The organism is Gammaproteobacteria bacterium, assembly GCA_016199745.1.
GTDB lineage: Bacteria > Pseudomonadota > Gammaproteobacteria > Acidiferrobacterales > Sulfurifustaceae > JACQFZ01.
In genome coordinates this window covers 20,292-37,643 of record JACQFZ010000023.1, presented here as the reverse complement: position 1 = coordinate 37,643, position 17,352 = coordinate 20,292, and the positions used below count along the sequence as shown (strand labels likewise).

Here is a 17,352-nt window from a genome sequence, read left to right as displayed (position 1 = left end):
AAGAACGAATTGAGAAACGAGAATCTTGATGAGGACAGACGCGGCCGCCTGCAAGACGATCTAACATTTTATGCCGAGCTGTACGATGTCTTTCACACCGCCGAAACCATGGCCCCCAAACTCCGTCAGTTACCGCAAATTGCTCTGCGGCGTAAATGGAAGTTCTGATTGAAAAGGAAGTCGTCGCTATCCGAGGAAAAGGGCCAGCCCCGCCGTCAGTGAAATTGAGGGGATGTTCCTCGTCTACTACGATGAAGGCGGAGAACACATGCGCAGACAGCCACGCAGGCGCTTCCTGCAAGTCCTACCTGGTAAAGTGGAATGATAGACAAGTCAATGGGAAACGAATCAAGCGCATAACTAAGTCCATGCGCCAGAAAGCAGCTCCACCCCAGAACACCAAGAATACCCGCTCCAAACAGAAACAACGCCGACGTAGCAAACGACCGAGCCTGGCGACATAGCGCCAGGCTGATGCCAAGCGTTGTTCCCAGTAAACCGAAAGAAAGCGCCGTCCATATTTGGTGCCAAACGGCTCCCCAGATTGAAGTCGCGATCAATGGGTTTGCACTTATCACATTTTTTTGCGTTTTCTCAAAATACACCGCCGCCGCCGTTGCGGGAGACTTTCCGCCAACCATATAAAACAACTCTACGTTAGGATTCCCATAGAGCTGAATGGATGGAATTGGATCGACCCCCAGGGTGTAAGGTGTTGGGAGATCAACGTTATACTCTTTGGTTAACGCTTTTGGCAGTTTGTCAGATAGCTGAGGCAGTGGTTGAATGAAGTTCCGAAAGCCCATATAGGTCGTTGCCAGCTCTTGCTCACCCGTGGGGCGAGCCGTAACCCGCGTCCCTGGCAGAGCCGCTTCTTGAATCATTTGCCAGACACTGGGCTTCCCATGGACCAGCTGATCTTCAAAATAGGTATCCACATAATCGCAAACTTGCATTACCTGGCGAAACACTTGATTGTGTGATGGACTTATCGTATTAAAAAGATCTGGCCAACCGTTCTTCGAGTAAATTTGTTCCACAATAACGTAGACGGGTTGCGGTATGCAGGTTTTGCCACCGATTATGTCATCCATGCCACCCTCTTTTTTATATAATTAAATTAGAAGACTGAAGAATCTTTGCGCGACGGTATCAACGACATCTTCCCCCTGTCAATAGACGCGAATAAACCGTAGTAGTCGCGACCCAATCTGACAACTACGAAGTCTGCCAATAATTTTTCTATATAGGCGGGCAACGGATAGCCCGCTCTACACGACATACTGGCAAGCAGTGAATGTCGACTACTTCACACAGAGCGACAAATGCCGGAATTTACTACCAATTACGAGGCGGCACTTTACGATTAGCGTCGATTCTCTTTGCGTATGACCAATTTGAGCCCTGACCAAACCGCATCCACCGCACATACCTTGATGTCGACCAAGCCGAGCGGTAAGGCGACTTCGCGAATAACGTCTTCGGTAATGTCGGTCGCTACCTTCGACGCCTTCTTCGGCCACGATACCCAGATAGCGCCGTTCTGTTTTATTTTGTCTTTATACTTTGGTAGCGCGCTCGCAAGCTCGCTCTTTTCGCGAGTAAAAAGATGAATCAAGTCGAGATCGCTCGACACTCGGCTGACGATCGCAACCTCATCGGGCAACGGCGCCAGCCATTGCGAGTAATCGCGCGGCGCATTCGCAACGTATAACTTGATACCCGACTTGATACCGAGTTTTTTTGATAACGGCGTGCCCGAATAACCTGCCATCGTTGCCTCTTTCATTGTTAAGAATTTCGGAATAACGCGATCAACCAATCTTTAATCTTCACGTCCTTCACACCATCGCCGAAATCCGTCGTCTTGAGCTCGCCCTTTGGAACTAACTTATATTCCGCCAACTCCTCGCCCAATTGAATTCGGCCACGAGCTTTAATAGAGAACGCGAAGATCAGTTGGTTCTTTTCGAAAAACGAGTAATAGCCGGCAAACGTATTCGATTCGCTCGCTAAGCCGAGCTCCTCTTCGACTTCGCGCACTGCCGCCTGTTCCGGCGTTTCGTCTTGCTCTAGGAAACCGGTAATGACGGACATGACGCCGCTGGGCCAGTGCTTGTTACGCGCCAGCACGACGTTACCGTCGAGCTCGACCAAACCCGCGATCACCGGCGTCGGGTTTTCCCAATGCACATAATCGCAACCGGCGGAAATACAGGCTAAGCGTGCTCGGCCATCGAGCATGCGCCGTTCGAGCAAGCCACCGCACCTAAAACAATGACCCATCGGTAAAACCTCACTATGTACATCGCAATAGACCGTTTATCTGACTGATTCAAAAGCGAGTAGCGCCGTTCGCGGCCGCGGACCAAACTTAGTAGTGACCCACAGGGTTGAATTATTTCACTTTAACGGGAGATGAGGAGGATGTATGCGTCGACGCATGTATTTTCTGCTTCCAGATGTGCGGCGGGCACGAGGCGTTTTTAAACAGCTACTGCTCGCCCGCATTGATGACCGACATGTTCACGTGATAGCCAAGGATGGTACCGACTTGGGCGATCTGCCCGAAGCTACCCTATTACAAAAAAGCGATGTGTTGCACGGCGCCGGGCTCGGCCTGATCATCGGCGGCGCTACTGGTGCCGCCGCCGGCGTGGCGGTGATGCTGTTCCCACCGTCCGGATTGGTGATGGGACTCGGCGTCATTCTCGCCATGAGTCTGCTCGGCGCCACCATGGGCGTATGGGCCGCCGGCATGATCGGTTCGAGTACGCCAAGCACCCATCTCGAAGCCTTCAGCGACGAGATCGCGCACGGCAAAGTACTGATGATCGTTGACGTACCACGCGATCGCGTGGATGAAATCTCACGCACAATCCGCAAGAGCCACCCGGAAGCCGACATGCGCGGCACAGATCCGGTGCCGGTACCGTTTCCGTAACCGCACGCCGGCCTGAGTGATATGCTCCGGTCGCAATGACCGGAGCTTACGTACAACCTTTAGCGAGCTCACCGCCATCGACAGCAGTGGTAGTGAGCGTCGCCGATGGCGGATCGCCCACCTCGGCGGAGCAGTTGGCGCGCGCACTCTCCGTACCATTCGAACTCACGCCGACCACATCTGCCCTGCAACTGCTACAAACACCTACACACATAGAACTGCGCGATCCGGCGAGCGGTGCGCGATTGCGCGTCGAGTACACCGCGGCAGAGCTACGACGCTACCGGCCCGGTGCCAGCCGTGACTTACTGCGACGGGCGATCGGTACTCATAACGAATGCGTCGTCGACGCGACCGCCGGCCTCGGCCACGATGCGGTACACCTTGCTTGTCTCGGTTACCGCGTCACCGCTATCGAACGTAACGCGATCGTCGCCATGCTTGCGAGTGACGGCCTCAACCGGGCGCGCGCGGACGGATTATTGGCAGCCGATAATCCTGAGTGGCGGACTGACGATGCGCGTTTGCTGTTGCCAATGCTCGCACCGCCGCAGGCGATCTATCTCGACCCGATGTTTCCGGAGAAGCGCAAACGTTCCGCGGCGGTGCGCAAGGAGATGCACTTGCTCCGCGCGCTGGTAGCGGATGATGACGACGCGCTGGAATTGCTAGCAGTCGCGCGCGCTTGCGCGACCGATCGCGTCGTCGTCAAACGTCCGGATCATGCACCGCCGTTAGCGCCGCAGCCGACGGCATCGTATGCCGGCAAGCTCGTGCGCTACGATGTTTATCGAACCCTTGAACCGCGAAGTCGTTAACTCGATGGCACGTCTCACCGAACCGTTGTTCTACAACGCCACGCTTACCAATGCCGGCGACATAACACTGACCGACGATGAAGCGCATCACGTAACGGTGCAGCGCTTGCGCGTCGGCGATGCGATCGCGTTGTTCGACGGTCGTGGGCTCGTGGTGCGCGGCGTTATCGCCGCGATTAACCGCCATGAGGTTCGCATCAGTGCGCGCGAGTATCATCGCGAGACGCTTTCTGTTCCATCGGTCGAGCTGTGCAGCGCCGTGCCCAAAGGCGATCGTCTGACCACGCTGCTCGACATGGCGACGCAACTCGGCATGGCCCACTTCACACCGGTGCGCTGGCAGCGCAGCGTGACTGATCCAAAGCCCGATAGCCGCGCACGCTGGCAACGCCTATGTCTGGAAGCCTGCAAGCAAAGCCGGCGACTATTCGTGCCAGCGATCGACACAACTATCGATCTGACAGCGGCAGCAAAACGTGCGCAGGAGACGGGAGCACTGCTGGTGGTGGCACATCCGACAACGGAAGCGATGCCGTTGCACCAACTCGATATCGGCGGCGCCGAACGCGTCTCGTTGTTTATCGGTCCCGAAGGCGGTGTGACGGAATCGGAAGTGAAGATACTGCAAGCGCACGGTGCGCGCTTCGTTCATCTCGGACCGGCAATTCTGCGGATAGAAACCGCGGCGACGGCAATGCTGGCGTGGATAAGCGGAATAAAAAACGTCTGAGGAATACTGGCGCTACTTCACCGGCGCCATGAAATCGACCAGCTGGAAATACACATCACGACCGACATCGCCGAAGGTGACAGCCGCGCCTTCATCGGTCACGCGCTGAATCACCGCCGGCAAGCGGACGTATTGTTGATCCCTGCTGGCGGGCAACGACAGACCGAGCTCGACGGTACCACCGTGCGGCAACATATCGCGCTCGGCTTCGATGAAGGCTCCGCCGACGCTGATGTCGCGCGTCGTGCAAATCACGCTGTTCGCGTGATGGTTGAGAACAACATCCAATGTTACCGGTACGCGGGGGCTTTCGCGGCGTTCAGTGGTCATGGTCTGGCGGAAGTGGCTTACTTAGGCCAACGACCTTACCGATTACTGGCGTTGGTGTCCAGACGGGAGGGCGAACCGGAGAAGGCGCGAATGCACACGGAAGTGCGGGCCGGGGCCTATCGAAACCCCTAACGCACCGTCATGGACGGCATGCACACGGGAACAACGACCCTATTCCGGCACCAACCAGCTCACCTCGGCCGCGGCATTCGGCCCTTGCTGCAGTTGTTTCGCCAACGGTTCCAGCAACGCCGGTAACTCGGCATCGAGCTGCCACGGCGGGTTGACTATCAATAATCCGCAGCCGTTCAGCCGGAACGGCGTATCCATCGGCCAAACGTTGAGCTCGGCAACCAGTACTTTGCGGATGCCGGCGGCGACCAGTTTCGACTTTAACCGCTCGACCGGCGCGCCGACTTTCAACGGATACCACACTGCAAAGGTCCCGGTCGGCCAACGATCGACGGCAAACGCCAACGCCAAGCGCAAACGTTCCCACTCGTCCGATCGCTCGTACGGCGGATCGATGAGCACTAATCCGCGCCGCTCGGGCGGCGGCAGCCATGCCTTCAACGCCGTGTAACCGTCGGCACAGCTGATACTGACACGCTTGTCGTCGGCGAACGCGACTTGCAGATGCGCACATTCTTCCGGCACGCACTCGGCCAGGCGCATGCGATCTTGCGGTCGCAACAAGGAATGAGCGATGCCGGGCGAGCCGGGGTAGTAGCGCAACCGACCGTTCGGATTGTGAGCGCGTACCGCGGCGAGATACTCCTCGACACCGGCGATCGGCTCCTTCCATAAGCGGCCGATGCCTTCGAGATATTCGCCGGTCTTGCCGGCGTCAGCCGCTTGCAGATCGTAGGCACCAGCGCCGGCATGCGTTTCTAGATAGGCGAAGCCTTTGTCCTTGCGCTTGAACGATTCGAGCAAACGCACGAGCAACAAGTGCTTGAAGACATCGGCGAAGTTGCCGGCGTGGTAGATATGGCGGTAGTTCATGCAAGCGAAGGAATGGCGCGGTTCGGACCGCCATTCTAAAGGTTTATTCGCCCGGCGAACGAAAAGAGATCAATTGCCCTGTTTCAACCAAGCGGCGACACGTTTGGCGAAGTACGTCAGGATCGCATCGGCACCGGCACGCTTGATACAGAGCAAGCTTTCCATGACACAGGCGCGCTCATCGAGCCAACCGTTCTGCGAGGCGGCTTTCACCATCGCGTACTCGCCGCTGACTTGATAAACGAACGTCGGCACGCCAAAGGTCTGCTTCACCCGCTGCACGATATCGAGGTACGGCAGACCCGGCTTCACCATCACCATGTCGGCGCCTTCGTCGAGATCGAGCGCAACTTCGCGCAGCGCTTCGTCGCTGTTGGCGGGGTCCATTTGATAGCTGTATTTGTTACCACCGCCGAGATTCGCTGCCGAGCCGACGGCGTCGCGGAACGGGCCATAGAAACTGGACGCGTACTTAGCAGCGTAAGCGAGGATGCGCGTGTGGCGATGGCCGGCAATTTCGAAGGCTTCGCGAATGGCGCCGATGCGACCATCCATCATGTCCGACGGCGCAACCACATCGGCGCCGGCCTCGGCATGCGTTAACGCTTGATGAATCAACACGGCGGTGGTCTCGTCGTTCAGCACGTAACCGCTATCGTCGATCAATCCGTCCTGGCCGTGGTCGGTATAAGGATCGAGCGCGATGTCGGTGATCACACCGAGTGCCGGAAACTGCTTCTTCAATTCGCGCACCACCGACGGCACCAATCCTTTCGGGTTGTACGCTTCCTTGGCTTTATTATCTTTCTTCGATGACGGCACCACCGGGAACAACGCGATCGCCGGTACACCAAGCGCCTGCAACTCCTCGGCATACGGTAACAATCGATCGAGCGTCAGGCGCTCGATGTCGGGCATGGAGGCGATCGGCTCGGCGCGATCTTTACCCTCGATGACGAATACCGGCTGAATCAAATCGTCGGCATGCAAGTGGTGTTCACGCATCAACCGCCGCGAAAAATCGTCGCGCCGCATGCGTCGCAGACGAATGCGCGGAAAACCACCGTTACCTATATTGGCTGACTTCATCATATTTCGCCTATCACGACTGCTAAAACACCGAGGGCCCGGCGATCGCCGAGCCCCCTGGTACTTGCGGCGCTGGCCTTACTTCTTTTTCTTGGCCGGCGCTTTCTTTGCCGCTTTCTTGGCAGCCTTCTTCGGTGCCGCTTTTTTGGGCGCTGGCTTTTTCGGTGCCGGCTTGGCGGCCTTCTTTGCCGGTGCCGGCACGGGTTTCTTCTCGGCTTTCTTCGGCTCTACCTTTTTCGTATCGACCTTTTTGGCGTCCACCTTTTTGGTATCGGCCTTCGCCGCGGCCACCTTTGCAACCGCTTTCGGCTTAGGTGCGGCAGTCTGGCTCATCACTGCCGCCAGCGGCCGAATTTGCGCCTCGACGATATCGGTGATGTTCTTGAAGATATCGCCGATGCCGCCGACGCCGCGCACGGTCCGCAGCTTGCCTTGCGCTCGATAGTAAGAAACCAGCGGCGCCGTTTGTTCTTCGTACACTTTCAAACGGCTGCTCACGGTCGCCTCGTTGTCGTCGGAGCGTTGCGTCAACGAACCGTTGCACTTATCGCACTTGTTGGCGACTTTGGGCGCGGCAAAATAAATATTAAAGATAGCACCGCACTGGCTACAGCTGCGGCGGCCGGTGATGCGCTTCATCAGCACTTCGCTATCGACATCGACCAGCAGCGCTAATTGCAGCGGCTGACCGAGGCGGGCGAGTGTCGCATCGAGCGACTGTGCCTGCGGAATGTTGCGCGGAAAGCCGTCGAGCACAAAACCGGCTTTCGCATCCGCTTTAGAAAGTCGTTCTTGAATGATACCGAGGACAATATCGTCGGAGACCAACTGGCCGGCGTCCATCGCCGCTTTGGCCTTGCGACCGAGCTCGGTGCCTGTTTGCACCGCCGCTCGCAGCAGGTCCCCCGTCGACACCTGGGGAATTTTGTACTTCTCCCCCAGTAACTTAGCCTGTGTTCCTTTCCCGGATCCTGGCGCGCCTAGTAACACAATTCGCATGTTTTTCTCGCTTCCCGTTGGCTGGCTATTTAACCGGCATTGGCCCGGTCTTTTCAGGGTCGCGGTAACCTACAATCTCGCCAATTTGACGTCAATGGTATTTTCGTGAGCGGGCAACAAGTTACCGCACTTTAAACACGCCTGTGTTGGCATTACACCTTACAAATCGTCCGTGACGATGCACTACTGATTGGGTAATCTTGCTCCGCCCCGGGCCCAGCCCGGCGCTAGAGATAAACGAAACGAAAGGACCGTTGCTACATGGCCAAAGCCAAGAATGCCTTTTACGCCCAATCAGGCGGGGTCACCGCCGTCATTAATGCCTCCGCCGCCGGCGTGATCGAAACCGCCCGCAGATACAAATCCAAGATCGCCAAAGTTTACGCCGGCCGCAACGGCATCATCGGCGCCCTCACCGAAGACCTGATCGACACCAGCAAAGAATCCGTCACCGCCATCCGTGGCCTGCGCTATACGCCGGGCGGTGCCTTTGGCTCGTGCCGCTTTAAGCTCAAGGGCCTGGAACAGAGCCGCGCTCAATATGAGCGCCTGATCGAAGTTTTCAAAGCCCACGACATCGGTTACTTCTTTTACAACGGTGGCGGCGACTCGGCTGATACCTGCCTCAAAGTCTCGCAGTTATCGGCGACGATGGGCTACCCGATCGTCGCCGTACACGTACCGAAGACGGTCGACAACGACCTGCCGATTACCGACAACTGTCCTGGGTTCGGCAGTGTCGCCAAGTATGTTGCCGTCTCCATCCGCGAGGCCGGTTTCGACGTCGCGTCGATGGCGAAGACGTCGACCAAGGTGTTCGTAATGGAAGTCATGGGCCGGCACGCCGGCTGGATCGCGGCTGCCGGCGGCCTCGCCGCCGAGAAGGCCGGGGATGCGCCGCATATCATCCTGTTCCCGGAGTTGCCGTTCGAAGAAGACAAATTCGTTGCCAAGGTGGACGAAACGGTCAAGCAATACGGTTACTGCTGTATCGTCGTCTCCGAAGGTGTGCGCAATGCCGACGGCAAGTTCCTAGCCGAAGCCGGTACCCGCGACGCGTTCGGTCACGCGCAACTCGGTGGCGTGGCGCCAGTAGTGGCGCAGCTCGTGAAAAGCAAGCTGAACTACAAGTACCACTGGGCGGTCGCCGATTATCTGCAACGTTCCGCACGCCATATCGCCTCGAAGGTCGACGTCGAGCAGGCTTATGCGCTCGGGCGCGCCGCGGTCGAGCTGGCGGCGAAAGGCAAGAGCGCCGTTATGCCGACGATTGCGCGCAAATCGAACAAGCCGTACAAGTGGGCGATCGGTGTCGCCGATCTCAACAAGGTCGCCAACGTCGAGAAGAAGATGCCGCGCGAATTCATCACCGAAGACGGCTTCGGCATCACTGCCAAGTGCCGCGCCTATCTGGCGCCGCTCATTCAAGGTGAAGACTACCCGCCGTATAAGAACGGCTTGCCGCAGTACGTTCAACTCAAGAACGTGGCGGTCAAGAAAAAGCTCGCCACGGATTTCACAGTCTAAGGCTCGCATAAACGCCCCACCCTAACCTTCCCCCGCTATGCGAGGGAGGGGATGGGAGGTGGTAGGTCGATTTTTTTAAATGAAGGTAAATGGAGTAAACGCAGCAACGAGTTAACGGTAATCACATCAGCGGGGTCACTCCCGCGCTCACCACTAGGGGGAAGGCATGTCTCAAAGCTTGATCTTCGCACTGCTGTGCGCAGGTGCCGCGCTTATCTACGGCGGCGCTTCCATCCGATGGGTGCTCGCCAAGCCAACCGGCAGCGAGCGTATGCGGGAAATCGCCGCAGCCATCCAAGAAGGCGCATCGGCTTACCTCAACCGTCAGTACACCACCATCGGCGTCGTCGGCGTTCTGCTGTTTGTCATCATCCTCGTTACCTTAAAAATCCCCACCGCTGTCGGTTTCGCCATCGGCGCTATTTGTTCGGCGCTGGCGGGCTATACCGGTATGTACATCTCGGTCCGCGCCAACGTGCGCACAACCGAGGCGGCTAAAGACGGGGTGAATCCGGCGCTGCAGATTGCATTCCGCTCAGGCGCCATTACCGGCATGTTAGTAGTCGGCCTCGGGCTTTTGGGGGTGGCCGGTTACTACGCCATATTGAAATCGTTATATCCCGGCACTGAAGCCGAAATCGTCCGGCCGCTAATTGGCCTCGCCTTCGGTGGCTCGCTGATTTCGATCTTCGCGCGCTTGGGCGGCGGCATCTTCACCAAAGGCGCTGACGTCGGCGCCGATTTGGTCGGCAAGGTCGAAGCCGGCATCCCGGAAGATGACCCGCGCAATCCAGCCGTGATCGCCGATAACGTCGGTGACAACGTCGGCGACTGCGCCGGCATGGCGGCTGATCTGTTCGAGACTTACGCCGTCACCATCATCGCCGCAATGCTGCTCGGCAGCTTATTGATGCCGGACTTCGGCAATGTGGTGCTGTATCCGTTGGTGCTCGGCGGCGTTTCGATCATCGCCTGCATCATCGGCAGCTTCTTCGTTAAAACCAGCGGCAAGGGCCGGATTATGGGCGCGCTCTATCGCGGCTTGATCGTCGCCGGTGTGATCTCGGCCATCGCCTTTTACTTCGTCACCGACCATCTGATGGCCGGCAACGGGCACTACACGACGCTGCAACTCTACGGCGCCGCGCTAATTGGCCTGTTGCTGACAGCAGCGATGGTGGTCATCACCGAGTACTACACGGCGACCGAGTACCAACCCGTGCGTGGTATCGCCGCGGCGTCGGTCACGGGTCATGCCACCAACATCATCGCCGGCCTCGGTTTGTCGATGAAGTCGACGGCGCTGCCGGTGATCGCTGTCTGCCTCGCCATCTACGGTGCGCATGCGTTCGCCGATCTGTACGGCATCGCTGTCGCCGCGACCTCGATGTTGTCGATGACCGGCATCATCGTCGCACTCGACGCTTACGGCCCCGTCACCGACAACGCCGGTGGCATCGCCGAGATGGCGGAGCTGCCGAAGAAAGTGCGCGATGTCACCGATCCACTCGACGCCGTCGGCAACACCACCAAAGCAGTGACCAAGGGCTACGCTATCGGCTCGGCCGGCCTGGCGGCACTCGTGCTGTTCGCCGACTACACCGACGCCTTGAAGCACGCCGGTAAAGCCGCCGAGTTCTCGCTGTCGGATCCGAACGTGATCATCGGTCTCTTCATCGGCGGTCTCATTCCGTATCTGTTCGGTGCCATGGCAATGGAAGCGGTCGGTCGCGCTGCCGGCAGTGTCGTCGTCGAAGTGCGGCGGCAGTTCAAAGAGATCAAGGGCATCATGACCGGCAAGGCCAAGCCGGATTATTCGCGCGCGGTCGATATGCTCACGCGCTCGGCGATCAAGGAGATGATTGTGCCGTCGCTGCTGCCGGTGCTGGCGCCGATCGTCGTCGGCTTCACGCTCGGCCGCGAAGCGCTGGGGGCGATGCTGGTCGGCAGCATTGTCACTGGTATTTTCGTCGCTATTTCCATGACCACCGGTGGCGGTGCCTGGGACAACGCCAAAAAATACATCGAAGACGGTAAACACGGCGGTAAGGGCTCGGACGCGCATAAAGCGGCGGTCACTGGCGATACCGTCGGCGATCCTTATAAAGATACGGCCGGACCGGCGATCAATCCGATGATTAAAATTATTAATATCGTCGCGCTGATGATCGTGCCATTGCTATAAAACGTCGACGACGACTTTTCGACAGGGCCGGCTTGCCGGCCCTTTTGTTTATAAACTTTCGATATGGGCTATGGTTACCAAAAGGAAGCAGCGAGGGATGCCTTGGATCCAAAGGAAAAACGACGGCACCCGCGGTTGTCGATCAATCGCCCGGGGCGGCTACAGATCGGCGACGGACCGCCATCATTAGTACAAATCGCCAATATTTCCGAAGCGGGCGCGGCGCTTTTTTATTCGGCAACGCTCGCCCTCGATACACCGGTCCAACTAAATTTCCATCTGAATCTCGGCGCGGGAAAGGTATTGCTTGAAATTCGCGGTCGAGTGCGACATTCCCACTTAAAGGGTCATTCGCACATGCTGGGCGTGGAGTTCGTCGATACACCACCGGACACGTTGCAGACGCTGCGGCAGTATATTGAGCAGAATCAAAAAATGCTTGAGGAGTAAGCGTTCTCCGCTTTAGGCGCTTGCCGCACACGGCGCCGTAACGGCGCCCTCGTTCGCCATCGCTTCTAAACCGAGCTTCGCAAACAGCGCCCGGTCGGCATCGATGCCGGGATTCGGCGTCGTCAACAAACGTTCGCCGGAGAAAATCGAATTGGCACCGGCGAGGAAACAGAGCGCTTGCAGATAATCGGGCATCTGCGTGCGACCGGCCGACAACCGCACCATCGACGTCGGTAAGGAAATGCGCGCCACGGCGACGGTACGCACGAACTCGATCGGATCGAGCGCCGGCACATCGCCCAACGGCGTGCCGGGGATCTTAACCAGCAAATTGATCGGCACACTCTCGGGCGCAGGATCGAGCGCCGCCAATTCGGCGATGAACGCCGCCCGGTCATGCCGCGATTCACCCATGCCCATAATTCCGCCGCAACAGACCTTCATGCCTGCTGCACGCACCTGCTTCAACGTATGCAGGCGACTGTCGTAGCTGTGGGTATGAATAACGTTGTCGTAATGCGCGCGCGCGGTATCGAGATTGTGGTTGTAGTAATCGAGGCCGGCGGCCGCCAACTCCTGCGCCTGACCTTCGCGCAATAGACCGAGCGTTGCACAGGTCTCGAGGCCAAGCGCTTTCACCGCGCGAATCATCTCCGCCACGTCCTGCACGTCCTTATCTTTCGGACCGCGCCAAGCAGCACCCATGCAAAAACGGGTAGCACCGCGCGCCTGTGCATCGCGCGCGGCGGCAATGACCTCGTCCAGCTGCATCAACGGCTCGCTTTCCAACCCGGTTTTAAAACGCGCCGATTGCGAACAATAGCCGCAATCTTCCGAGCAACCGCCGGTTTTGATCGACAACAACGTCGATAACTGCACGGCATTCGGGTTGAAGTGGCGACGATGCACCGTTTGCGCCTGAAAAATCAGGTCATTGAACGACAGATCGAACAGGGCTTCGGTATCGGCAACGGTCAGGGTCATAACGCGGTCTCAAGGCGATGAGGTCGACAAGCTAGGGGAAGCGTCGGGCACTGTCAATCGGATCCCTGAGGCACTTGAACGCTATCGCTCGCACCGACGGTTATCCCGTTTCGCAGAGCGGCAACAAGGAAATGCTGGGAATTGTTGTCATCGGGCCGATGGCAGCAGGTTTTCTTATGTCACCGACGACACATGAAGCCGATCGGCTATCCGATATCGGCAACCGTATCGCCCGAGACCCTCAAGCATCTGTCCTATTGTTGGCACAGCCGCTACACGACCGGCACGCTTATCCCAATATCGCCCGCACAACCTCTTTAAGCGCCAGCGCCAACGCCCGATGTTGGGGAGGGTCTAGGTGTATTCCGTCCAGTTCGCTGGAGCCGGTGACGGTACCGGCATCGAAAAAATGGCATTTCTCGATCTCCGTTACCTCTCTGTAAGCATCAGCGAGACCGATCGATTTTTCCTTTCCTCCCAAAAATTTCGGCGCGATGGGTCCCTTCGGAATGCCCATGGGTGGCGGGGCCACCACCAGGATCGGCGGAATGAACATTTCCGGTTCAACCGGGGCATGACGTATCGCCCGGATTAGGGTGACGATCCCTTGCGCGGAGTGCCAGGCGTTGTGTGCGTGGAGCGATTGGAAATCGTTAGTGCCCAACATCAATATAACCAGGTGGAGGGGGGAGTGGATTTCTATCTTCTGGCCCAAACTGTCAAGCCCGTTGCGTCCCGGCTTATACGGGTCATCCCATACCGTTCGCCGGCCGTTCAAGCAGTCTTCGATCACCCGGTAGCGTTTGCCATCATCCGTTGCGTGAACGTTTAGGCCGATTTCCAGCACGCCGGGCCATCGGTTCGGGAACGCCATTCTCTCCCGCTTCAGAGGAACGATTCCCCACGATAATGAATCTCCGTACACGAGGATGTTCCTGATAACCTCATCTTTCTCCGCTTTCGACATTCAACCGCTCCATCTATTTTTTAGATCCTGAAGTAGATCACTTCTTTTTTGCCGTGATCATAAGCAGCCCGCACTGGGGAGTTTCCGCCATTTCTTTGCAGGCCAGGGCAAACATATCCATCATCCCAAATACGGCTCAGCATTTTTTCGCCCTGGTCGTAGAAGTCACCCACGTCTTTCACTTCCGGCAAACATCCTGAAAAAGATGAACATCGATAACCGCGCACAAGTAGCCACGAAGTTATTACTTAGCACCACGTAAACGTACGCGATTGCAGGCAGCAAATCCCTACTGAATTTTTGGGCTACACCTATTACGGGTTCGTATCAAATCAAGTAGCGCCAATGATCTTCGATCGCGCGAGCACCCACTGCCTTTCCGCTCAACTAGGCAACGACCGCGCGCGGCCGCTTTGGTATAAAGTGGCGCCCGCAAACGATTAACAGCGACTTTATATCTATGCCGACCACCTCCTCCGTCTCACATCAGCTTCAGCAATTCGGCTTGTTGCGCCTTTTATTGCTCGGTTTTGCCGTGTTGTTATTGGTTTTGCTACCGCTACCCGGGGCGTTGACGACTCTCAGCGGCTGGGGATTAGTGCGTACGGTGTTGGTGCCGGTAATGATGCCAATCGTGTTTATGGTATTGCTGCTGGACGTGTTGATGGCACGCGTATTTGCCAGCGACGCGACGCCGGCGCAGCGTCGACAGTTGAAGATCATTGCGATCGCCAACTTGCTAGGGGCGCTGGCACTACTGGTACGCTGGTTGCCGTACTTTCTGGCGCTTCAGGTGTAATTGACGCGCGCCGGCTGACCGGCGTGTCCTCGCGGCACATCGCCACCGAATTCTTCCACACGTTCATTGGTGTGGAAGGTGCGCACCCATCGCTCGGCCGAAATTTTTTGCAAATCGTCTTGCGGATGTTGCCCGGCGGCGTTGTTCACCAAAATGTCTAACGCACCGTATTCCTGTTCCGTCCGATTCACCGCCTCGTCACAGAAACCTTCGTCGGCGATCGTGAGACAGCGACGACCTTCGGCTTCGACCCCAAGCGCTTGGTCTCGGCGGCGTCCTCGTGCTCGTCAAGATACGCGCTCGCGATATGCGCACCTTCGCGCGCGTAGTGCACCGCGACCGCGCGGCCGATACCGCTGTCGCCACCGGTGATGAGAGCGACGCGGTTTTCCAATTTGCCGCTGCCGCGATAATCGTCACGAATAAAGATCGGCCGCTCGTGTTCGATCCCGGGCTGACGCGGCTGGTGTTGCGGCGAGCGCACTGGCTGTTGTTTCTCGTACCGGGGTTCCACGCGACTGCCTCCTTGTTAAGCGATAAATTGTGCATGCCTAAAATTTGCGCAGTGCCCGCATATGAGCGGCGGATATTCAATTGCCGCCGTATCGTTATTTCGACGGCCCAGCGACGAGGGGGTTCCCCACGCTCACAGTGACTGTTACGCGACGGCGACGCTCGTTACACTTGGACGGCTCTACCCATAATGATCGATATGCAGTATGCGCCGCCAACGGCATTGCCTCACAGGGAACCTCTTATAAATCGTATGGTCCCATCGGCCATGTACTGCCGCGCACTGCTGAAAGATCCAAGGAAGGGTTTTTCGGTACTTCCCTCTTTAATTTCAAACAGCAATGGGCTCATCATGAAACGACGGATCGTAGGCTTTCATAAAGACGAACGGAACGACTGGGTCGCCGACCTAGAATGCGGACACGCACAGCACGTGCGTCATCGCCCACCTTGGATTAATCGGCCGTGGGTAATCACGGCCGAAGGCCGTAAGAGCCGCGTTGGCGCGCGGTTGAATTGCAAGCAATGTGGTGTCGAAGCAGGCGTCGATCACCCGCACAGTCCCCAACCGCAAGCGGACCGCACATACCACTGAGTGCGCCGTGTTGCCGAAGTCCCGCCAATTCTGGCGGGACTTCTGGCGACAGTCACAAACATCGCGACATGCAGGCGGATTTACAACAGACTGTTAGAATAGTGTCACTCCACCGCCGTCTCGACTCATGAAGTACAAGGACTACTACCAAATTCTCGACGTCGCCCGCGACGCCAGTGAAGACGACATCAAGAAAGCGTATCGCCGTCTCGCCCGCAAATATCATCCTGACGTCTCGAAGGAAAAAAACGCCGAAGAGCGCTTCAAAGAAATCGGCGAAGCCTACGAAGTGCTGAAAGACGCTGAGAAGCGCGCCGCCTACGATCGGCTCGGCCGCCATCGCCCGGGCGAAGATTTCCGCCCGTCGCCCGATTGGGCCGAGCAATTCTCGCAAGGCCACGGTGGCAGGAGTGCCGGCAGCAGTGGCGGCTCCGACAGTTTCAGCGACGAGCTCGATCTATCGGATCTGTTCGGCGGCATCTTCGGCGCGCGCAACGACCCGCGACGGCGCGGCCGCGGTGGGCCGATGCCGGGGCAAGATTTCGAAGTCGACGTGCAGATACCACTCGAAGACGCGCTACGCGGTACCGAAGTAAACCTCGACCTCAGCGTTACCGAATACGACAACGGCATGCCGCGACGCACGCCGAAGACCGTCACCGTACGCATTCCCAAGGGCGTGAGCGACCGACAAAAGCTGCGTGTGCCGGGCAAAGGCGGCCCCGGCGTCAATGGCGGACCGGCCGGCGCGCTCTATTTGAATATCAGCTTGCGGCCGCACCCGTTATTCAAGCCGAGCGGCCACGATCTGTATCTCGAAGTGCCACTGACGCCGCCCGAAGCGGCGCTCGGCGCTTCGATCGAAGTCCCGACGTTGTCCGGAAAAGTCCGCCTCAAAATCGCCGCCGGCGCGCACTCCGGTCAAAAACTGCGACTCGCCGGCCAAGGCTTGCCGAAGCCGGGCGGCGGTAGCGGCGATCTCTATGCGGTCGTACAAATCGCCGCGCCCGAGTCGCTGACGCCGCGCGAGCGCGCACTGTATGAAGAACTACAACAGCTCTCGACATTCAATCCGCGGCGTCATTTCGAGCGCAGCTAATCATGGCCGACTCCGAACAATTGCTGAACGAGCTCTTACTCATCCCGCTCGGCGAGCTTGCCGATTGCTCCGGCTTCACCATTATTGAAATTCGCGAATTGGTGACGCTCGGCGTATTCGAGCTGCACGACAGCACCGGCGAATGGATGTTCGAAGCACGTTGCATCGAGCTCGCACGCGCCGCGCATCGGTTGCGCGACGATTTCGAGTTGTCGCTCAACGGACTGGCGCTGGTGCTCGCCTATCGCGAACGCATCGGCGAGTTGGAGCGCCGACTGCACATGCTAGAGTGCCAGTTACCGCAACAACACTGATAAC

Annotated in this window: 19 protein-coding genes and 2 pseudogenes; 10 read left to right on the top strand and 11 right to left on the bottom strand. The window is 57.8% G+C overall.

Translation table 11 applies throughout. The features are described 5' to 3' along the window. Positions 1-215 precede the first annotated feature (215 nt). From HY308_06885 to HY308_06875, 3 genes are all read right to left on the bottom strand, one after another. Positions 216-1,094 carry a hypothetical protein gene (locus HY308_06885; GenBank protein MBI3898006.1) on the bottom strand — a complete coding sequence of 293 codons (879 nt, stop codon included), beginning with the start codon at positions 1,092-1,094 and terminating at the stop codon, positions 216-218. A 272-nt stretch (positions 1,095-1,366) separates the two neighbouring features. Then, the gene (locus HY308_06880; protein MBI3898005.1) at positions 1,367-1,774 is read right to left on the bottom strand and encodes a DUF3052 family protein; all 408 of its coding nucleotides are present in this window, start codon (positions 1,772-1,774) and stop codon (positions 1,367-1,369) included. Between the two features lie 17 nt (positions 1,775-1,791). Further along, positions 1,792-2,286: an NUDIX hydrolase gene (locus HY308_06875; GenBank protein ID MBI3898004.1), complete on the bottom strand. Its 495-nt coding sequence runs from the start codon at positions 2,284-2,286 to the stop codon at positions 1,792-1,794. A 145-nt stretch (positions 2,287-2,431) separates the two neighbouring features. Here HY308_06875 and HY308_06870 point away from each other — a divergent pair, with 145 nt between their 5' ends. The 3 genes from HY308_06870 to HY308_06860 are packed head-to-tail and all read left to right on the top strand — an operon-like array spanning position 2,432 to position 4,492. Continuing rightward, positions 2,432-2,944 carry a DUF1269 domain-containing protein gene (locus tag HY308_06870; GenBank protein MBI3898003.1) on the top strand — a complete coding sequence of 171 codons (513 nt, stop codon included), beginning with the start codon at positions 2,432-2,434 and terminating at the stop codon, positions 2,942-2,944. Between the two features lie 35 nt (positions 2,945-2,979). After that, positions 2,980-3,762 (top strand): class I SAM-dependent methyltransferase, encoded by a 783-nt coding sequence (locus HY308_06865; protein MBI3898002.1) that lies wholly within the window; start codon positions 2,980-2,982, stop codon positions 3,760-3,762. 4 nt (positions 3,763-3,766) lie between these two features. Continuing rightward, the gene (locus HY308_06860; GenBank protein ID MBI3898001.1) at positions 3,767-4,492 is read left to right on the top strand and encodes a 16S rRNA (uracil(1498)-N(3))-methyltransferase; all 726 of its coding nucleotides are present in this window, start codon (positions 3,767-3,769) and stop codon (positions 4,490-4,492) included. Between the two features lie 12 nt (positions 4,493-4,504). Here HY308_06860 and HY308_06855 read toward each other — a convergent pair whose 3' ends face one another. The 4 genes and pseudogenes from HY308_06855 to HY308_06840 form a co-directional block, all read right to left on the bottom strand. Next, positions 4,505-4,822 (bottom strand): PilZ domain-containing protein, encoded by a 318-nt coding sequence (locus tag HY308_06855; GenBank protein ID MBI3898000.1) that lies wholly within the window; start codon positions 4,820-4,822, stop codon positions 4,505-4,507. Positions 4,823-4,993: 171 nt separating this feature from the next. Further along, positions 4,994-5,827 (bottom strand): 23S rRNA (adenine(2030)-N(6))-methyltransferase RlmJ, encoded by an 834-nt coding sequence (locus HY308_06850; protein MBI3897999.1) that lies wholly within the window; start codon positions 5,825-5,827, stop codon positions 4,994-4,996. A gap of 69 nt (positions 5,828-5,896) precedes the next feature. Further along, the gene (hemB, locus tag HY308_06845; GenBank protein ID MBI3897998.1) at positions 5,897-6,919 is read right to left on the bottom strand and encodes a porphobilinogen synthase; all 1,023 of its coding nucleotides are present in this window, start codon (positions 6,917-6,919) and stop codon (positions 5,897-5,899) included. Between the two features lie 348 nt (positions 6,920-7,267). Next, positions 7,268-7,915, bottom strand: a pseudogene (locus tag HY308_06840) (adenylate kinase). Between the two features lie 261 nt (positions 7,916-8,176). Between HY308_06840 and HY308_06835 the strand changes: the two are divergent. The 3 genes from HY308_06835 (at position 8,177) to HY308_06825 (ending at position 12,077) form a co-directional block, all read left to right on the top strand. After that, positions 8,177-9,442: a 6-phosphofructokinase gene (locus tag HY308_06835; protein ID MBI3897997.1), complete on the top strand. Its 1,266-nt coding sequence runs from the start codon at positions 8,177-8,179 to the stop codon at positions 9,440-9,442. 166 nt (positions 9,443-9,608) lie between these two features. Beyond that, complete coding sequence (locus HY308_06830; protein ID MBI3897996.1) at positions 9,609-11,627, top strand: sodium-translocating pyrophosphatase; 2,019 nt, start codon at positions 9,609-9,611, stop codon at positions 11,625-11,627. A 102-nt stretch (positions 11,628-11,729) separates the two neighbouring features. After that, the gene (locus tag HY308_06825) at positions 11,730-12,077 is read left to right on the top strand and encodes a PilZ domain-containing protein (protein ID MBI3897995.1); all 348 of its coding nucleotides are present in this window, start codon (positions 11,730-11,732) and stop codon (positions 12,075-12,077) included. A gap of 12 nt (positions 12,078-12,089) precedes the next feature. On the opposite strand, the gene bioB is transcribed toward HY308_06825, so the two are convergent. From bioB to HY308_06810, 3 genes are all read right to left on the bottom strand, one after another. Then, a complete protein-coding gene (gene bioB / locus HY308_06820) occupies positions 12,090-13,061 on the bottom strand; it encodes a biotin synthase BioB (protein ID MBI3897994.1) in 972 nt (323 codons plus the stop codon). 289 nt (positions 13,062-13,350) lie between these two features. After that, positions 13,351-14,028: an SGNH/GDSL hydrolase family protein gene (locus tag HY308_06815; GenBank protein MBI3897993.1), complete on the bottom strand. Its 678-nt coding sequence runs from the start codon at positions 14,026-14,028 to the stop codon at positions 13,351-13,353. 20 nt (positions 14,029-14,048) lie between these two features. After that, positions 14,049-14,201, bottom strand: a complete 153-nt coding sequence (locus HY308_06810) for a hypothetical protein (GenBank protein MBI3897992.1) — start codon at positions 14,199-14,201, stop codon at positions 14,049-14,051. Positions 14,202-14,488: 287 nt separating this feature from the next. Here HY308_06810 and HY308_06805 point away from each other — a divergent pair, with 287 nt between their 5' ends. Continuing rightward, positions 14,489-14,827, top strand: a complete 339-nt coding sequence (locus HY308_06805; GenBank protein ID MBI3897991.1) for a hypothetical protein — start codon at positions 14,489-14,491, stop codon at positions 14,825-14,827. On the opposite strand, the pseudogene HY308_06800 reads toward HY308_06805, so the two are convergent. Continuing rightward, positions 14,818-15,311: pseudogene (locus HY308_06800) on the bottom strand (SDR family NAD(P)-dependent oxidoreductase). The gene HY308_06805 and the pseudogene HY308_06800 sit on opposite strands and share 10 nt — an antisense overlap. A 381-nt stretch (positions 15,312-15,692) precedes the next feature. On the opposite strand from HY308_06800, the gene HY308_06795 reads away from it, so the two are divergent. The 3 genes from HY308_06795 (at position 15,693) to HY308_06785 (ending at position 17,348) form a co-directional block, all read left to right on the top strand. Then, positions 15,693-15,935, top strand: coding sequence for a DUF3565 domain-containing protein (locus tag HY308_06795; GenBank protein ID MBI3897990.1), 243 nt, complete (start codon positions 15,693-15,695; stop codon positions 15,933-15,935). Positions 15,936-16,062: 127 nt separating this feature from the next. After that, the gene (locus tag HY308_06790) at positions 16,063-17,034 is read left to right on the top strand and encodes a DnaJ domain-containing protein (GenBank protein MBI3897989.1); all 972 of its coding nucleotides are present in this window, start codon (positions 16,063-16,065) and stop codon (positions 17,032-17,034) included. A 2-nt stretch (positions 17,035-17,036) separates the two neighbouring features. After that, on the top strand, positions 17,037-17,348 hold the full coding sequence (locus tag HY308_06785) for a hypothetical protein (protein ID MBI3897988.1): 312 nt from the start codon (positions 17,037-17,039) through the stop codon (positions 17,346-17,348). Positions 17,349-17,352: the final 4 nt, after the last annotated feature.